The sequence below is a fragment of the Pseudotamlana agarivorans genome, assembly GCF_018860245.1.
Taxonomy (GTDB): Bacteria; Bacteroidota; Bacteroidia; order Flavobacteriales; family Flavobacteriaceae; genus Pseudotamlana; species Pseudotamlana agarivorans_A.
This window is the reverse complement of sequence record NZ_JAHKPD010000008.1, coordinates 393,469-413,855: the sequence shown is the minus strand read 5'-3', so window position 1 is coordinate 413,855 and position 20,387 is coordinate 393,469. Positions and strand designations below refer to the sequence as shown.

At 34.6% G+C, this 20,387-nt stretch carries 9 protein-coding genes; all 9 read right to left on the bottom strand.

Going from position 1 to position 20,387, the window contains the following annotated elements; genetic code table 11:
* Position 1: 1 nt before the first annotated feature.
* The 9 genes from KO493_RS04480 to KO493_RS04440 all read right to left on the bottom strand — a co-directional run bounded on the left by KO493_RS04480 (position 2) and on the right by KO493_RS04440 (position 20,288).
* Positions 2-1,546, bottom strand: a complete 1,545-nt coding sequence (locus tag KO493_RS04480) for a RagB/SusD family nutrient uptake outer membrane protein (RefSeq protein ID WP_216066741.1) — start codon at positions 1,544-1,546, stop codon at positions 2-4.
* Between the two features lie 6 nt (positions 1,547-1,552).
* On the bottom strand, positions 1,553-4,783 hold the full coding sequence (locus KO493_RS04475; RefSeq protein WP_216066740.1) for a SusC/RagA family TonB-linked outer membrane protein: 3,231 nt from the start codon (positions 4,781-4,783) through the stop codon (positions 1,553-1,555).
* A gap of 703 nt (positions 4,784-5,486) precedes the next feature.
* On the bottom strand, positions 5,487-7,769 hold the full coding sequence (locus KO493_RS04470; RefSeq protein ID WP_216066739.1) for an alginate lyase family protein: 2,283 nt from the start codon (positions 7,767-7,769) through the stop codon (positions 5,487-5,489).
* Positions 7,770-8,090: 321 nt separating this feature from the next.
* Complete coding sequence (locus KO493_RS04465) at positions 8,091-10,331, bottom strand: heparinase II/III family protein (protein WP_252723153.1); 2,241 nt, start codon at positions 10,329-10,331, stop codon at positions 8,091-8,093.
* Positions 10,332-10,338: 7 nt separating this feature from the next.
* Entirely contained in the window at positions 10,339-12,699 is a 2,361-nt protein-coding gene (locus tag KO493_RS04460) for a chondroitinase-B domain-containing protein (protein ID WP_216066738.1), read from the bottom strand.
* 222 nt (positions 12,700-12,921) lie between these two features.
* Positions 12,922-13,842: a T9SS type A sorting domain-containing protein gene (locus KO493_RS04455; protein ID WP_216066737.1), complete on the bottom strand. Its 921-nt coding sequence runs from the start codon at positions 13,840-13,842 to the stop codon at positions 12,922-12,924.
* Between the two features lie 315 nt (positions 13,843-14,157).
* On the bottom strand, positions 14,158-16,758 hold the full coding sequence (locus tag KO493_RS04450) for a chondroitinase-B domain-containing protein (protein WP_252723152.1): 2,601 nt from the start codon (positions 16,756-16,758) through the stop codon (positions 14,158-14,160).
* A gap of 287 nt (positions 16,759-17,045) precedes the next feature.
* A complete protein-coding gene (locus KO493_RS04445) occupies positions 17,046-19,583 on the bottom strand; it encodes a chondroitinase-B domain-containing protein (protein WP_216066736.1) in 2,538 nt (845 codons plus the stop codon).
* Positions 19,584-19,952: 369 nt separating this feature from the next.
* Positions 19,953-20,288, bottom strand: coding sequence for an MliC family protein (locus KO493_RS04440; RefSeq protein ID WP_216066735.1), 336 nt, complete (start codon positions 20,286-20,288; stop codon positions 19,953-19,955).
* Positions 20,289-20,387 lie beyond the last annotated feature (99 nt).

Here is a 20,387-nt window from a genome sequence, read left to right as displayed (position 1 = left end):
TTTAGTATCCATTATTTTGTTTATAGAAACCTGGTAGGTTATCTAATTCTCTCTGCGGAAAAGGAAGGTATTTCTTTTCATTAGTATAAAACAAACTGTTATCATCAGAAAACTTTTGTAATACTCTATCTGCTTCACCAAACCTTATTAAATCGTATAAACGTTGATTTTCATAAACAAATTCTAATCTACGTTCCTGTAACAACAAGGCTTTAGTAACGTTAGCCTGATCGTTTAGACCAGCTCTAAGTCGTACTTGATTAAAAGCATCTACAGCTCTCTGATCTGTAGTACTATCTCCACCAGCCAAAATTGCCTCAGCATACATTAATAACACATCTGCATATCTTAAAACTATCCAGTCATTGTCTCCAATCTCACCTGGTGTTGGGAATTTTGCATTAAACGTATCGTTAGTAGGCACTGAAGGGTTGTAAGAAATAGCATCAATACTAGCGTAAAACCTTATCGGTTGTAACGTTGGCGTCATGTAATCCAAGAAATCAAGCGACGCAATATTAACACCATTTGATGGTCCTTGTAAAGTCATAGCAAAACTATGAGATTCTGAGTCTGTTTGCACTTGATCATTTAAACCACTATCACTAGTTACATAGTTATCACTACTAAATAAATCGTAAGCAATAGAAAAGATGACTTCCTCATTAATTTCATAACCATCGTTATTAGACCAAGATCCATCAGGAATACCTCCAGTAAAATCACCAGAAATTTCATTACCAAATACGTGTCCGAAATCTTTAATTAAGTTCTCATAGTGTTCAAACATAGAAGAATTACCACGTTCAGTATATAATAAATCAAAACCATAAGCGTCATTATTTTCTACAACTGATGCTAATAAAAGTTCTGCTTCTTTAAAATCTGGATTAGGCTGACTTAAATAAGCCTTTGCAGCTAAACAAATTGCAGCTCCAGCAGATGGGCGGTATCTGTTTAATTCGACACCATCTAAATAAGCTATAGAAGTTTTAAAATCTTCTATAATTTTAGCATAAACTTCGGCTTCTGGTAATTGTGGATAATCTTTAGCTTCATCCTTAGTAATATCTAATACCTTATCTATAAAAGGTACATTTTGATAGGCTCTTACTAAATTAAAATGACACAAAGCTCTCATAAAATAAGCCTCACCAACCGCATATTGCTGATTTTCTGGAGCTAGAAAACGATTATCAATAACCGTATTAGCATGCTTTATTGTGGACATATTATTAGAGTAATATGTAGCTACATCACCGTTATTAGGATCGATGTTATATGCGTGGAAATCTGGGTAGTTACCATTCTCAGAATTCGCTCTAACGTTATCAGATCTCAATTCTGTTAGTAGAAACTCATTTGCTGGTACCTTTTGATAAGCATCAAGAACCCCATTCGACAACAACTCGAATCCATTGTCCGTTTTTAGTAACTCTTCAATTGAAAGCGCTGTAGGGTTACTAAGGTCTAATTCTTCAGCACAACTTGAGAACAATGCTGCGACAGAAAAACAAACTATAATATTTTTATATATCTTTTTCATAATTTATTAAAATTGAAAGTTAAGACCTGCTGAAATTGTTCTTACTACTGGTCCATCTCCTCTTTGGTAACCTGCTGTTAATGGTGTATTTGCATTATCTGAAGTTTGACCAGCAGCCTCAGGATTAAATCCTTCATACTCAGCAGCTGTAAAGAAAAGTAAGTTTTCACCTGTTACATATAGCCTAAGTCTATCAATGCTATATTTAGAAGTAAATGATTCTGGAATTGTATAACCTAAAGTAATATTTCTCATAGTGATATAAGAAGCATCTTGAATATGATCATCAGTATATCTTCTGTGTACTAATAAATCTCTATCAACAAAATCGTTAACTGAATTTACAGCAGACTCACTAGCATAATATAATTGATCTAGATCGGCAACTCTAACTTCAGCACCATGAGATCCTTGCCATTGGAAAGAGAAATCAAGGTTTTTATACGTAAAATCAGAATTGAAACCCCAAGTAAAATCAGGGTAAGGATTTCCTAATTCAGTTCTATCTTCACCATCAATAATACCATCACCATTTAAATCTTTTACATAAACGTGAGCAAAATCATTATTGAATCTATTAAAAGGATTGTCAACATACTCTAAAGGCATTTCTTTTTCGTATACCCAACCGTAGAAAGATGTAATTGGCTGACCTACTCGAGCGATAAATTCAGTTGGTCTAGTATCCTGATCGATTCTTGAAAGAATTTGATCATTATTACCTAAACTAATAACTTCATTTCTATTTAAAGCAAATTGCCCAGAAGCTTTCCAACTCATGTTTTCATTAGTATAAATTCTAGAACTAATTTCAACCTCAACACCTTCATTTTTAACTTCTCCGATGTTCTGCAACCAGTTATCAGCTCCATAAACTCCAGATACTGGAGCAAAAAGAATTAAATCTTTACTACTTCTAGTATAATAATCTAAACCTAAAGTTAAAATACTTCTACCAAAAGTCGCATCAATACCAGGGTTAAATTCTACTAACTGCTCCCAACCTAAATCTTGATTTGCCAGGGTAATAGCTTTAACACCTGTTAAGCCTTGATAACTTACAGTACTAAATGATTCTTCGAATCTATATAATGAATTGAAGATATTATTATCAATTTCATTAGAACCCGAGATACCATAACTAGCTCTTAACTTCAAGAAACTAACAAAATCACTATTTTCTAAGAAACTTTCCTTCGACATGATCCATCCCACAGAAGCTGCTGGAAAAAACCCAAACCTTGTATTCGTTCCAAATCTTGTACTTCCATCAGTACGAGCAGATAACTGCATTAAGTACTTCTCGTTATAACTATAATCAACTCTACCAAAATAAGATACTAACTTATCTGTACCATTGTCTGTAAAAGTAGTTCCTCCATCGGCAACAGCAATATTATTATTAAAGTCATTAGTGTAACCAACAGCTTCAGATTCTTGAGTATAAAAATCTCTACGTGTATACTCAAAACCAAGTACAGAGTTTAAACTGTGTTTCCCGAAACTTTTATTGTATTTAAGAAGAGATTCTATTGCGTATTGATTCAACTCGTCTCTTGCTTCTAAACGGAAAGATTCTTGATCTCTATTTTCTTGCCCGTATAGGTAATCTGCATTGTTATCTTTACTATGTCTAAAAACTCCAGAAACAGTTTGTCTGAAACTAAGACCTTTTGCTAATTTGAAATCCATATAGGCCGAAGTATTTAAATTTAACTTCTTCTTTAACCTAGATCTTTCAATATAGTGAACTAAAGGGTGTACGTTTTTAGTAGTAGATAATGTTAAACCTCCAGAAGTTAATGGACTTACCGTAGGAAGGCCTGTTGCTGGATCTCTTTGAATAGCTCTTGGATTATTAGGATCTACAGTAAAAACGTGATCGAAAGCTCTAGAAAAACCATAACTACCTACGCCAAGATTTTCAAACAACTTACCAGCATCTGTAGAAACACCTGGCTCCCTTGAGAAATTAGTTACATAAGGCATATGCGCTTCAGTTAAATAAAGAGGCAAGTGTCCATATTGTCTTAATGGATCGGTAAATCTCGTTGGTACTCTTACTTGATCATTATAGTTTACACTAATATTTGCACCAAACTTAATTTTTTTGTTTTTAGACTTACTATCAACTTTAATTCTAGCGTTTATTTTCTTAAAGTTATCTGTCAATATAATACCTTCATCTTCAAGGTAACCAATAGATCCCGTATAACTTGTTAACTCTGTCCCTCCTCTTACTGCTAAAGAGTGGCTATTAATTATACCGCCATTAAAAATTTCATCTTGCCAGTTCGTTTCTCCCTTACCTAATCCAGCAAGAAAATCCATTGCTTCTAATTCTGCATAAGCAGTATCGTAATACCTATTGATATCAGCATACCTAGAACTACTTGGGTCAATAGCATCTACTTGCCCTTGTAACCCATCTAATCTTGCTCTTTCATCAGCAATTGAAGTATTAAAATTGTTGTTATTATTAGCAAACTTATAACCAGTAAATGTGTTATAAGAGAATTTTGTCTGACCAACAACACCTTCCTTAAGCGTTACTAAGATAACACCATTTGCACCACGAGAACCGTAAATTGCAACTGAAGATGCATCTTTTAACACACTTAAAGACTCAATATTATTATTATCAATAGAACCTAAGATATCTGGATCTGTACCCAAAACAACACCATCAACAACAATAAGTGGTGCAGAAGATCCTGTAATAGAACCTGGACCCCTTAAAGTAATTTTCGGGTCTCCACCAGCTTCACTAGAAGTCACCTGAATTCTTAAACCTGCAACCTTACCTTGAAGTGCATCTTCAACACGAGCTACAGAATAATCCTGAATGTCTTTAGAATCTACTTTAGTTAAGGCACTTGTAATGTCTTTTTCTTTTTGATCACCATAACCAATAACGACAACCTCATCAAGTTGCGAAACATCTTCACTTAAAGAAATGTTTAATGTAGTATCTCCAGAAAAAAGTTTCGTTTGAGATACATAGCCAAGATAAGAAAACTGAACTGCCTCACCTTCCTCAACTCCGATTTCGTAGTTACCATCGAAATCTGTAGTAGTACCTCTTGAAGTACCTACTACAATAACATTTACACCAGGAATAGGAATACCATCCTCAGAAGCCACTACGGCCCCTTTCAGAACTGTTCCATTCTGCGCAAACGTTGTAATGCTTAAAAGCAACACAACAAATAGTGCTAATTTATTTTTTAAATTCATAATTGGTTTTTTTATGTTTATAATAGTATAGTTAATACAACCCAGACACATAACGATCAGGATTGCTTTTTTACCTGCACTTGACAAGCTATAAACCCAATTTACAAGTTTATAATAAGACCAAGATTTCGGCTTGAATTTTAATTCACTTCCCTCCTAAAAGAAGTAAACGTTTAAAAAATTTGAATTTATTCTCCTTTTTTTTACAATAAAATCATGCTAATAATAGTTTTTTAAGAAAGCGTTAAACATTAAATTTTAATAGTCAAAAACCAGTTTGGTTTACCAAATTGGTTTACCAAAGGTATGTTAAATAAAATTTAATGCAAAATATTTTTTAAAATTAACATACTAACTCTATAAATATTACTACTTCAGCTAAAAGACAATTAAATACTCAACCAAACTCTTAAAAATTAAAACTAATTTTAAATAGCGTTAATTTGAACATTTACATAAGTTTTAAATGTGTTTTTACAACTGATTGCATATGATTACTAGTAAAATAAATAAATGCGATGAAGCCTTACTTAACAAAACAACAGCCAAGCCAGATTTACTTCACCTGCATGCTGTTATCAGCACATTCCAATTAATATCCTTTTAATAATTTCACCTCTTGTCTTCCTTCGAACCCCTTCTTTTTTGAGGAATTCTTTACTTGTTCCAATTGTTTTCATAATCATCTTTTTTAGTCATCTACTTATTTAAAATAATAGCTCCCAGTCCACTGGAAAGTATCATCATGTATTTTCAATTTATGATTTGCTTCTTTTGAAGCCGTTTTATTCGACACAATAAACACCTTACTATGCCCTTGTAAATCCATTATGCTAACTGCTGTATAATTTGCATCATTATGAATTACTTCTATTTTAGTGATGTTACTATGCGAGTTAACCGCGTTTTCAGAAACCGGACTATAACTTCCATGAGACTCAATAACTGACGCAAAGACAGCATCCTTAGTTTGAGACTTTCTAAGCATAAGTGCTGGCTCCTTACGTAAATTAAATTCTGGATCGGCCGCGCCTATACGTGTCAAAAACACCTCATCTTGATTATCTGTAACAGTTGTTAAGGTGTGAAAGCGCCCTGCATTCAACCAAGATAATTTAACATTCTCTTGATTAGCCTGACCTTGAGCCTCAACGAATAAGTGCTGATAACCATGTTTAGCCCCCAGTGGTTTTAAGACTTCTGGCGTTTGGTATTTAAAGTTAGTCTCCATAACCTGCCCCAAGAAATAATAAGGAAAATCATATTGATTTGCTTTATCAGAAGTTACACGCATAATATCTAATACATAAGGTTTTTCAAAATCCTTATCTGAAATCACAGCCATTGTACGGTGCAGTATGGTACCAGGATAAGCATTTGCTTCGTGCGCACTCACCACTTTGATTTGATCATTAGAAAAATCATAAAAATCCAACACAGAATGATGTTTTGAACCTATTTCATATTTCCCTTGAAAATGACTTTTTCCATTTTGAGTTATGGTATTATGAGCGATAGTTTGTTTAGCCCAAGTTTTGTTTTCTTTTAAATAATTACCGCCACCTTTTTGTTCAATATTCACAAAACGTGCTAAGCCGTAGTCTTGAATAACTTCTTGACCGTTTTCATACATGGAAAATGATAACTTATCATAATGCCCATGACTTAAACCTTGCGCAGCATACTTAAACACCACTTCTAAATCGTCATTACGCAAAACAGCAACACCACCTTGCTTTCCATCTGGACCATCACTAAGATTAACAGACTTCTTTTCAAAAGGTTTAGCTTCACCATTTTTAATTCCTAAGGCTATGGCTAAACCAGAATCGTCTAATAAAACACGATTTTGTTTTTCAGCAATACTTAATAATCCAGCATTTTTACCACCATGCAAGTAGGCAATATCAACGGCTGTCACTAATTCTTTTGAATAATAAGACATCCCTTTCTGACCATCATTTAAAGGAAAGAAATCACCATCGGCATCCGACAGATTTAATAAAGCATCAACTGCTTTTAAAAGCACACCATCTTTATGTTCAAAGATTTTAAGTTCAGGCTTTACATTATTCAGAGCTTCTGAAAAAATTAAAAATGGATACATAGCGTATCTCTGGTAGTATGGTCCTTCAGTATAATAACCATCCGGAGAAAAAGGCTCCTCTAAATTCGCTAAGAATCCAGCCCTACCTTCTGGGTCTTTGATAAAACCACCATCATTATCCTTTGCATTTTTATCTAATCCATCATTTTCGATACCGTACAAGGCGCGATGTAATAATTCTGCATCGTCCATAACTAAAGCAATCATACCAACTGCAGCATTACCCCAGGTGCTATGATTATGAACACGATTGTAAAATTGTGGATTCTCTATTGAAATATAATCGGCAAACGGCTTAAATAGATCAGTTTCTAATGTTTCACGTTCTTCCGGCGATAAATATTCGTATATACAGTCGTAACCCTGACTTGCGTATACTAACCAATTCGAATCATTTAAACATTGCCAAAACAATTTCCCTCTTGCATAAGAACGCGTTTGAGGATGCACGGGCAAATCTTTATACATCGCCGCATACTGAAAAAACATATCTTTCACATACTTCGCATATTTTTCATCATCCAATATTTGATAAAGCAACCCTGCTTTTTCAAGCATAAAGAAGTTGCGTTTGTGACGCACGTGTGTGTAACCACCTGAAAAATCTTTTGGAATTGGCGTGTCTATACCCAATGCAATCTCTGCATCGACTTCCTCTTGCGCCATTTTCAAGGTCGCATCAAAAATTGGAATATTGCCCAATTCTGCACGAATTTTTTCTACCCCTGCTTTAGTAATAATAAGTTTTGGGTGACCTCCTGAATTTGAACTTTGGGTATTTTTACTTGAAGTTTCGTTTTGTGCTTTACAAGAAAACACGAATCCTAGCAATAACACACTAAGACATGCACTAATAATTGCTTTTTTATTTAACTCCATTCGTTTTATTCGAATTTATTTATTAAATTTAGTCTCTACTGCAAACCAGTTTGGTTTACCAGATTGGTTTCCCAAAGATAGACATATTTATCACTTACACCAAACCACTTCAAGTAAATTATTAATTACAACACTGTATTTGTGGCAAATACATAATTTCACGTCCAATTTTCGCTAATTAAACAACGTATTCGTAACACAAAACATGAATCGCTTAGTTTTTTTTATTTAAAACTGCATTTTACTATACTTTTATCAACGGAAGACAAAAAAATACAATAGAAGATCAACGCCGAAAAAAAGCAATCACCCGTTTTGTAATCAATAAGTTAAGTCGAAACTAGCCCCAGGAGCCAATGTAAGTTCAATAGATCCTTTGTCACTTTTAAATTGACAATCTACCCTTTCTTCAGAAAGTAATTGGATGGCAAGACGTCCACCCTTTTTAGAAATAAAAACATCAGAATTATCAGAAAAGTGCAGCTCTACCCCGTCACGTTTTAAACTTTTCACCGAAAAAAATAGAGACTTATCTCCTTTGGATAAACTTAATCCATTTCCCCCTTCAACCTTCCAAGTGCCATTGTTTAACTCCCAACCTTTAAGAACCGGCCAGGACACATCTTCATCAATGCGACTATCGTATCCCTTATAAGGATACAACACGGTAACAAAACTAAAGTCCTTTTGCTGCTTTTTAGAAACAACCGACCATTGCTTACCGCGCTTTCCAGAAACCGAAACGTCATCTGTATTATTTAGTTGATAAATATCCAACCCTGAGGCATCACTAAAAGTAGCACGTAACACATTTGGCGCTAACTCCTGACTGTAATGCCCTTGCCAAACCTGTTTGTATGCGTGTCTTTTTTTAGATGAAAAATTATCCTTTACAATCCAAAAATCATCTTTTAAATAAATCACTTGCCTAGAATAATCGACACCAACATTTTTAAATCCGTCATGAGAACCAACAAAAAGATCCAATTCATTATTAGTTTCCCATGCTATCGTTTTCGGTAGTGGTAATTCTTTAAACTTCCCAAAACCACTACCTCCCTTGTTTGAGGTGTATTGCTTCCCTTGCAATTCATCATCGACTAACGCCACGTTTTTGGTCATAGAGTTTTTAAACAACTCTAGATCATCAAGAGAATAGCGCACTTGATAATTTGGTAGCATCGGTCTGCCATAGGCCATGAATTGAACCCCTAACATATCGCCATGTTGGTGGTCGGGTTTATCCTTATCTAAACCAGAGGTAATCACCATCACCTTATCATCAGGGTTCCAACCTTCACGCATCACATAAACCCCTGTAGTAGGAAAGTGTACCGACCCCATAGTTGGCGCTTCAGATTTTATAGTATCCAACATACCCAATTGATCTTTCGTAACAAACCAAAACATTTTGGACGGTACCTGAGCGTTTGCAAAATACCCAAATTCTGAATCGCCAAACAACAAATACCCCAGTGTTAAAGCTCCCGAAATATCATTTGTTTCGCCCCAAGGGTTGTCGGTATCATCTGAAAGCACTGGAGCCGATCTATCTGGATAAGCGATTTTAGTTAAAGAAACAAATAACGACTTCAACTTAGCACTCCAAAAATCATTCACCTTGAAATCACTTAATTTAGCGAGTTGATACACATAATAATAATTTCCAATATCACTAATATGATAATGAACCGTACGTTCAAACTGAAAGCCGTCATCGTTAATTTCTTTAGCTAAATGCTCCTCTAACAATGCCATAGCATGATCATACCATACATCTGCACCTTCAAAATCTCTTAACAAAACAGAAATCATCGCTAAAGCGGAAAGACCTCGCGTTTGATGATTGCCCGGGTGAAATTTAAGATTATCTTGATACAAATGCGCCCCATGTTGAAGCAGGGTAGCAATAGTTGTTAATTGATCGGTATCGGTATAACCTTCTTCACCGAGAAACATATTATGAATCTGTAACCAATTTAAAACACGATACCCCGAACGAAACGCTTCATACACCCCGTTACCGTCTTTTATTTTTTCGTATTCACCAGCCAGAAGTGCTGAATTAAGGGATTGAAGTTGATTTTTAAAGTAATTTAAATACTTGATATCTTTATTCTGGTAGAAATAATAATAAGCGATATCTACCATTTTATGCTGTCGTGCCAGATGTCTTAGCGCATATGCATTTACAGGAGTTCCATATTGATAATTGAAAGGCAATACCCATTGTGTAGCATCTGAAAATTTTGCCATATGATCCAAAGCGCGCGCTGTGTGCAAGGCTTTCGCTTCAGGATATAAGTTTTGGTAAGCCTCAAAACGGCAATCAAAATTCTTCCAATTGAAGAAATAGCGCTCTGAAAATTTATCTCGAAAATATGCCGCTAGTTGAGCTTCGGAAATCGAATTTACCCCTAACTCCTTATGAACCTCTTTTGTTAAATACTCTGAAAGGTTTTCGTTAGCAATAACTTTATCAGCAGGTATATTTTGCGAAAAAAGGTTTTGCATGAGTCCGAAGACTAACACAAAACCTAATTGTTTTACAAATTTCATCATGTATGAATTAATACATCATTTTCATCTCTAAATTCTCTTGAACTTTAATAACACCAGAGCTAGAAATGGTATTGTTTGAGTGTTCGTTATTCTTTGCACCCCATAAAACAGACACAAATTTAACATGGTTGTTTTTAAAGGTATTATCCTTAATATTAACATTAACTATACCGCGGTGGTTTAATAATGTCTTGTTTTTTTCATGACTACCAGAATTTGTAAATGTACAGTTAGCAATTAACAAGTTACCACCAATGGTAGACTCGTCGTAGCCACCTCTATAGTAATCTACCACATTTTGCTTAATCGCATTAAAAGTACAATCTGTAATGGTTAAGTATTCAGTGTTATAATCGCCTTTATCGTTAATCTCTTCAGATAACTCAAGACCATTTTCACATTTATCAAAAGCGGTTTTTTCGAAAGTGATACTTTCAGCGAAAGCTTCTTTGTAAACCCTTAAAGCATAAGCAAAATCACTAACCTCACAGTTTGAAACCGTTAAACCAAAGTGATTAGACATGTTTTCTTTTAAAGTTGCAAAAGCATAATTTTCACCGTTACCTTGTAATACCACATTGTTTAAAGTTAAAAGCCCTTTAGGATTTAACTCAAAAACAGGTGCATTGGCAGCTCCAGAAAAAATAATTTGAGCTTTTTCTTCGGCAGGTGCTTGAATAGTAATTGACTTACTAATTTTCAAAGACTTATCTAATTCATAAACACCAGTAGCTAAAGCGATAACATCTCCAGATTTGGCTGCATCAATTTTTTGCTGTAACTCTTCAACAGAAGCAACTGCATGTGTTGTAGATGCTTTCGCTTCAACAATATTTGAATACCAATCTGCTCCGTACTTAGACTTATCTAAAATGTTCGGATTCGCAACATCTGCTTTTAAACTTGCTCCTACTATATTATTTTCATCTCTAGAATTACCAAATAAATCTTTAGTAATCGTATTAAAGTCAAAACCTTGATAAGGCACAACCGAACTTGGAACACCTGTTGGAAGCATAATATTATCTGTAATTTTTGTCAATTCTAATGGTGCTGTTTGAATACCGCCATCAAAATCCTTGTATTCAACACCTTGATTATTGATCACATTACTTTTAAAAAGAACACCATCCGCTTTATCATGTTCAAAAACCGGAGCAGGATCTCCAACCTCGTTATAAATAATATTATTTGCTACAGTAGTTCTAATAGCTTTAGCCGATCTAATTTCCGACTTAGGCAATACATCCGCTTGATCAATGTTGGTACCTACACCAAACTGCCAAGGCGAAACACAATCTACATAAGTATTATAAGCCACTACAACATCGGTAACTTGGTTGTATCTGTTTTGTGGTGATTTAGGTATACCATTCATTACCGCTAAGGCACTTCTAAAACTAGCCCCTTTGATGTTAAAGAAATAGTTGTTTGTTACCCAGTGTCCAGAATTTACAATTCTAATACCACCAACGTTCGTGTTATTACTATCGTTAATGAAATAATTACCATCAATAATACAGTAGTTACCATGTCTAGTTACTAAAGACCCTTCACTGTTGTAAAACACATTTCCTCTAAACTCATTAAAGTTTGTTTTACTAGAAATAATTTCTACCTCACCATTACATTCTTCAAAAAGGTTATTAGCAACCATAGTATAACTTGGTGCCATAGACGTAAAACTATTACCTATCTGAATGGTTTCTGCACTAGCTCCACCTTTTCTAGGACGTGGACCAAAGTGGTTGTTTACAATTTGGTGGTAGTTATTCATACTCTCGATACCTTCCAAATTAACACGTACTGTTGGTCCGCGGTTGGTTTTACCAGCGATATAACAATTGCTTAAAGTATTGTTTCTACCCCAGAATTGCACCCATAAATCGGTTTCATCACGATGTAATTGATTAAAATCTTCTATCACACAGTTTGTTACTGTACAATTGTATGCAATTTCATTTTCACCAATTCTAAAATCGATAACTGAACTTGACGGTGAATAACCATTTTTAAAATGCAAACCTTCAACTACTAAATATTCTCCAGCGAACTTCAAGTAAGATTCACCTTCAATGGAAACGCCTCCAGCTGTTTCAGCCTTGATGGTTATAGGCCGGTCTTTGGTACCTTTTGCCTTAAATTTTATTTGAACATCTTTCCAAACACCATTAGACAATACAATAACATCGCCCGGTTCTGCTTTTTTAATGGCTTCGTTTAACTCGTTACCATTTGATACAGCCGATGAAGACGCCACTTTTGCCGTTTTCTCCTTACACCCTACACTTAAAAACAAAACAGTTAATAATAATGCTGCTTTTGTTATTAAATGACGTTGAACATTTTTCTTCTGAATTTTATTCATTGCACTTATAAATTATGATTATTCGAACCTAAAGTTATAATTAATTAACTATAAATAAGCTAACAAACTAAAACTATTTACAAATTAGATAGTCTTAAGATTTAGAAAAGCAAACTACAAAACGACAAATAGTCATTTTATGGTTTGCTTTTGGTTTGGTTTTCTTAAAATACAAAAAAGCCTTTTATTTTACTAAAAGGCTTTTAATAACTAAACAACTACTTATTGAACTACTAATTTTTTACTAAAAGTACGTCCACTAGCTTCAATTTTCAGGATATAAACCCCTCTGTTGATGCTAGACAAATCAATTATGCTACCACTAAATTGATTGTTCTTATAAACACTCTTCCCTAACAAACTGTAAATACTTACAGCTGAAATTTGAAGGTTGTTTGATTTTATATTTAAAATATCGTTTGCTGGATTTGGATAGATTGCGAATTCACTTGATGTCGCGTCTTCTACAGATGCTGTAGTATCTTCAACAAGCACAAAGTTATCATAAAACACTTCATTAGAACTATTAACAGCTTGAAGCGCTCTACCGTAGATTACAACAAAGTCAGCTGTCGCTGTAAACGTAACAGAGTTATTTGTAAAGGTATTAGTTGTTGCATTACCCTTACTAGAATTAAAATCATTTGTAATATGTAAATACCCATCTACCATATCACCGTCATGAGCAAGTGCATCCTCACTTAAAATCTCCTCATTCAACATAAAGAATTCTGTCGTCACATTTTCAGCCTCAGATCTAGAATCTACTGAGAATTTATACGTAGCACCTAGAGTAACCGACACTTTTTGATATAAACGACGACTAGCCTCGCCTAACTTTACGCCTCTAGTTTTATTTCCTGCCGCATCAAAAGTTCCATCACTAGTAGAACCTGGCTGCTCACTATCATCACCATAAAACGTCTCTAACCACGTATCTAAATCAGTATTATTCCAAACTAAAAAATACGGACTATTATCAGAACCACCATCTATATCTTCAGGTGGTGTCATATCAAATGTATCTGCATTATCATTTGGATCAACAGTATGCGTATCTAAATCGCCATTCTGAACAAGGTTTGTTTGAGCAAAGCCAAACGATGCAGTAAATAATGCTGCTAAAAGTAATTTTGTTTTCATATTACATTAGTTTAAAATTAGTATTCAATTTAAATTTAGGTTAAGTTTTATATGGCAAACCAAACTGGTTTACCACATTGGTTCTCCAAATATAGGTATAATTATGAATAAACCAAATTTTACTTTGTTAAATTTCACATCAAACAATTAAATAGCCATCCATATACCAACTTACCACAAACCACACCCCTCTTCATCCAACGTTTACGCCATAAATCACGAGTTTTTGGGATAAAAAAAGTCAGCAATTAAAAACTGCTGACTTGAATTTTATTTATAAAAAACGTTGAATAAACGTTAGACTCTACTTAATTACTAATGAGACACCACAATCATTCGAGACTCATTTAGTCCGTTGGTGTTTGTAAATCGAATCACATAGGTTCCGTTAGACAAACTTGAAGTATTTAAAGTAATTCCTGCATTTGAATTCCCAACCGATTTGTTAAGAACCAATCTTCCGTCTAAACCGTAAACACTAACGTTATTTACAACAACATCTTTAGTATTAATATTCAACACCTCTTTAGCAGGCACAGGGTACATTTTTAATTGTTTGGAGAATATTTGTTCTTCAGTAGAAAGTGACGCATTAAAATCTCCATAAAATTCCAACTCGGTTATGGAGGTCCAGTCACTACCACCACCATTAGGCTGACCGAAGCCTAGTATTTTAACAAATCGAACCCCATTCGCTACCGATGGCAACACAAAACTTTTAAAGGTATTATCATTACTACTTATCAAATTACCTGTACCAAAAGGGTCGGTAAAATCACCATCTGCCACACCCGTATTAGACACTCTTAATTGGAAATCGTATGTTTTTCCGTTAGTAGAAGCAAAATCAATAATTTCTAAATCATAATAAGCCCCTAGATCTATAATAATAAATGAGTCTCCACCAGTAGTACCATCTGATGACCAATTCGTTCCTTGATCTTTATCTAAAACGTTTACCGCATAATTTGATTTAGTGGAAGTTACCTGCTCCATAGAGAAAGAGTGCACGGTTACACCATCAGTACCGTTACCCTGGTCATTAATAAGAGTAGCTAAATCTGTTGGGCTTGGCGCTTCTTGGTTTATTGTCAAGGTTCTAACGATATCATCACCTCCTGGATCCTGGGTAAAAGTTACGGTACCTGTACGACTTACTGAACTTGTATTTTTAGTTACCGTTACTAATACTGTTGCATCTCCAGACCCTGCATTGGTATCGATAGTTACCCATGAATCGTTAGATGCTGCCGTCCAACTCACATTAGCCGTCACATCAACCGTATTATTTCCTGCATCATAAGTAAATGAAGGCAAAGTACTTACCAATAATGATTCTTGAATAACAATATTACAATCACCATTAATTATTTTGGTTCCAGCACTGTTTAAAAAACAGGCTCCAATTCCAAAGCCTACCTTTGCATCGGTAGCAGGTTCATAAGCGCCCATATCTGCACCTTTTCCTGTAGCTCCAGAGAATGTAAAAATCTCACCGTCTGGAGTTGCGGTAATTCCAGATTCTAAAGAAAATCCATTTCCGGTATTCGCATCCGACTCCCCTAAATCTGTTCCGGCATATACATTTCCAGAATACATTAAACTCTGACCAATTTCGCTAAATGCAGTCGCAGTCTCTCCAACAATCACATCAGTTTTATTAATATTTCCAGAACTGAAATAAATTAAATTATTAGCCATCGTACCTGTTACAGCACCATCACCTTTATCGATATTATAAAATAAAGGCGCATTAGTATTAACAATAGTATTATTAGAAAGTGTAATATCTTTAGATTCCTGATAATCACTTGAAGAACTTGTAGACATACAGTCATCTATACTAGATTTCTCTCCGCCAATAAACGTAATTCCATTATTCCATTTGGCCTGATCTATAGTCGTTACACAGTCTTGAATGTAATTATTTGTAATTGAATGATCACTATCTACAATTCTAATTCCGCCAGTACCTTCAACATTATTACCTAAAAAGAAATTCCCATCTACAGTGGCATTAGAACCATGACGTAACACTAATGAACCTCTACACTCTCTAAAGGTGTTGTTTATATAGGAGTTCCCTTTACTCTTATTTGTAATAATTTCATTTTCACCATCCGATTTAACGAAATAATTATTATTAACCACACAATTAGCGTTTACCATTTGACCTCCGCTAACACCAATTCGAATCGTTTCACTATCGCCAGCATTAGTTAAGGTAGGATCAATTTTTTCGAAATTATAAAAATAATTATTGCTAATTGTATGACCTACTTCATCACACTGGGTGTTTGTAATCCCACCATCAGGAGTGATGTTATAATAAAGCTCTACCAAAATTAAGGCACCTGCGTTCTTTTTATTCATGAATGAACAATTAATAACGCTGTTATAATTACCATACAACTTGATCCAATTATGTTTTTTACTTTGACCAACAACCTCATCACTTGGATCGACAATTAACCCATCCATCGCGCAATTTTGAATGGTACTATGATAAGCAACATCCCCACTATCCCTAAACTCAATTACGGCACTTGCACCATAACCACCTTTCCAGTAAAACCCATCGACAACCACATAATCTCCACTAATACTTAAACGGGCACCGTTAGTAAAAGTCACCCCACCTGGCGTTTGCGCTCTAAAAATAATAGGATTGTCTTTTGTTCCGTTCGCGCCAAAGCGCATGCGACCAGAATTATTATAAACCCCATCTTTTAGCTCAACAATATCCCCGGGAACTAATGTAGCCGATAACCCCCTGATATCCTCTGGATCGTCAATCGTATAAATTTGTTGCGCCAAAGCAAACTGAGAAGCAAATAAAAACAGAAATAACAAATTGAAAGTTGTTCGTGTATTTCTAGCGCACGATCGCATAATAAGAGTAGATTTTCTTACCATTTTAATTAGATTTAGTATTAGTTTTGGTATGTTTTGTTTGAAATAAAATTGGTTTTCCAAACTGGTTTTCCAAATATACAATAAAATTCCAAAAAAACAACAAACAAAGAACCTATAGCGATAAGCTCATTCCAAAATTAGATCTTCTAACTATTTAAATACGCCTCTAAGCAAAGGGGCTTCTGGATACTTTTTAACGTCATTCAACAAAACTCAAATTACAGAAAAACAAAAGAGGCTGCCTTATTAAGACAACCCCTTCCGAAATAGTACAATGAATAATATTATTATTTTGAAACAACGATCTTATTTACCAATCTACTTGTTCCATTAGTTATTTCTACAAAATAAATGCCTTTAGAAATAGAAGAAACGTCTATAACTTCTTTTTGCACAGCAGGATTTAATTTCTTAATTAAAATCGTTTTCCCAGAAATATCATAAATTCTTAAGTCACTAACACTTGAGTCTTGTTTATTTAAATACAAAACACCATTTACAACTGGGTTTGGATATAATTTCACAGTATTCTTTTCAAATTCAGAATTTGAAAGTGCTTGACTTGTATAAAATTCAATTTCATGAATTGAAGTGTAATTACTTCCTCCTGGTTGTCCGTCACCAATAATTTTAACATATTTAACACCTGCAATTGTTGAAGAAGGAATAAACGGCTGCATATCACCATCACTAGTGGTTACAATATCTCCAAATACATTTGTAAAGTCTGCATCATCAACTCCAGAAGTAGATACCCAAATTTGAAGGTTATATGTTTTTCCTGATGATGTTGCAATATCTATCAAGTCTAAATCAAAAGCCCCTTGTAAATCGTAAATAATTATAGATTTCCCACTTCCAGCTGGATCCTGTGTTCTATCACTCGCCCAATAGGTTCCTGAGATTTTATCTAAACTATGTACTGCTTGATTGTCTTTATTTTTACTAGGATCTACTTCCTGATTTGTATACGAATACACAGAAACATCTGTAGCTGTTGGATTAATCAAGTTTAAATTAGCACGAGGATCGGCCATATCTTGGGATACTGTTAACGTTCTAACAATACTTGAGTTTCCAGAAGTTTGTTCAAAAGTTACGGTTCCTGTTCTAGAAGAACTCAATGTATTTTCTGTTACAGTCACAGAAACGGTTGCATCACCAGTACCAGATGATTGGCTAAGAGTAATCCAATTATCATTTACAGTCGCAGACCAACTTACATTAGCATTAACATCAACATCATAGCTCCCTGAAGTGTAATCCAAAGTAGACAATCCTCCAACTGTTAAAGATTCTAATACTTGAATTGTACAATTACCACTAGTAATTACAGCTCCAGAATTATCTAAAAAGCACGCTCCAATACCTTGACCTACCATCGCATCGGTTGCCGGTTGGTAAGCACCCATATCAGCACCTTTATTTCCCGAGAATGTAAAAATTTCTCCACTAGCAGTAGCTGTAATGCTATTGTCTTCGGAAAAACCAGCATTTGTAGCTCCCAAACTTGTACCCGTATATACATTCCCATTATATGTTAATCCAGTACCTAAGTTATCGAAAGCTGTTGCTGAATCTCCTGTGATTACATCGGTAACATTACCATTACCGGAAGCAAAATAAACCAAGTTATTAATGACACTTCCACTTGGATCGTTTGATCCTTTATCTTCATTATAAAATAAAGGAGCATTCGTGTTTACTAGTGAATTATTACTAATATTTACCGATACAGTTTTTTGGTACCCGTTTGAAACACTTGTTGAATTACAATCTACAGCATGGCTATCACCACCACCTAAAAAGGTGATCCCGTTATTCCATTTCGCTTGATCTAATACATTAATACAATCTTGGATATAATTATTAGTAACTGTATGTTCACTATCCACAATACGAATACCTCCTGTACCTTCAACATTTTCTCCTAAGAAATAATTCCCATCTACCAAGGCTCCAGAACCATGACGAAGGACTAAAGAACCTCTACATCTTCTAAAAGTGTTATTGATATACGTATTGTTTTTACTTTTGTTAGTAATGATTTCATTTTCACCATCGGCTTCCACAAAATAATTATTACTCACTGTAGTTTCACTATTTACGTTTTGGTATTCACTGGTTCCAATACGAATCGTTTCACTATCACCAGAGTTACTTAAACTAGCATCCATTTTTGCATACCTATAAAAGTAGTTGTTACTAATAGTATGCCCAACCACATTACACCTGGTATTTGAAACGCCATCTGGAGACGCATTGTACTCCATTTCTGCCAACACTAAAGCTCCAGCACTATTTTTGTTCATGAAAGAACAGTTTATCACCGTATTATAAGTACCGTATAAAACAATCCATCGGTGTTTAGTAATTGATTTATCAATAATATCATCTGCTGCATCATCTGGATCAATTTCTAAGCCATCGATAGCGCAGTTTTGAATCGTACTATGATTCGCATAGTTAGATGAACCATCTCTAAACTCGATAAAGTTGCTCGCTCCAATCCCGCCTTTCCAGTAGAAGCCGTCTACAATAACGTGATCACCACCTATACTCATTTTTAAACCACCTGTAAACTTAACGCCTCCCGGAGTTTCAGCACGAAAAGTGATAGGTTCTGCTGCCGTTCCTGTTGTAGGAGAAAATTTAATACGCTCATCCGAGGTATAAGTTCCATCCAGCAACACCACTTCATCTCCAGCCTGTAACGACGCCGATAAAGAAGTTATAGCCGCTGGATCACTAATGGTGTGAGTTACGCCTTGCCCTATTGCTGATATAGAAAAGAGCATTAGTAAATAAAAAGTAATTTTTCTCATTTTTTAATAATTTAGTTTGTTAACACTATAGACAACAGTATTTTAAACTGTATTCACTATAATTTCAGTTTATTACATCTGGAAAACCATTCTGGTCTACCAAATTGGTTTTCCAAATATAAGCCTAATTAACCAATTACCAAAAAAACGACATACATTACCGATATATTCACTCAAGCTCATAAATCCCCCCTTTAGGGCTCCTATATAATTTCACTGTTATCGAAGAATTTATTAGCTAAAAAAATTTAACTAAATTCAAATACAATCATGATTGCCTTATTTAAGGCTTCAGCAAAAATTTAGACATAAAAAAATCAGATGACAACCATCTGATTTTTGAATCTATTCGATATTTAAAAACTTCTTCTAATTCTTAAAAACAACAACGTCATCTCTTTTCAAAATCATACTTTCGCCTTTTCCTCTTAAATTATACGTGTCATTTTTGTACCAAAATCCAGAGCCCGTACGCTCTCGTTTCAATTCTGTGATTTCACCTTCAAAATCTATAGTTACTGTGCCCTTTGTATTATTAAAAGTCATGTATAAAGTCTTTCCACTTTCATCAGTCACTGTGCTTTCTACGATTTCATCCGTGACAACTTCCATAGGCTTCACTCCGGTTTCATTGGACTGCACTTCTTTACATGATATTAAGACTAAACTAAAAACAATAATAATGGTCAAAACTTTTCTTATCATTCTAAACAGGATTTGGCTATTCACAAGGATAAAGTTAGTTTTTTTATTTTATAATTAGCACCATAAACAGTATTTGAGAAAGAAAACATGATTAGAATC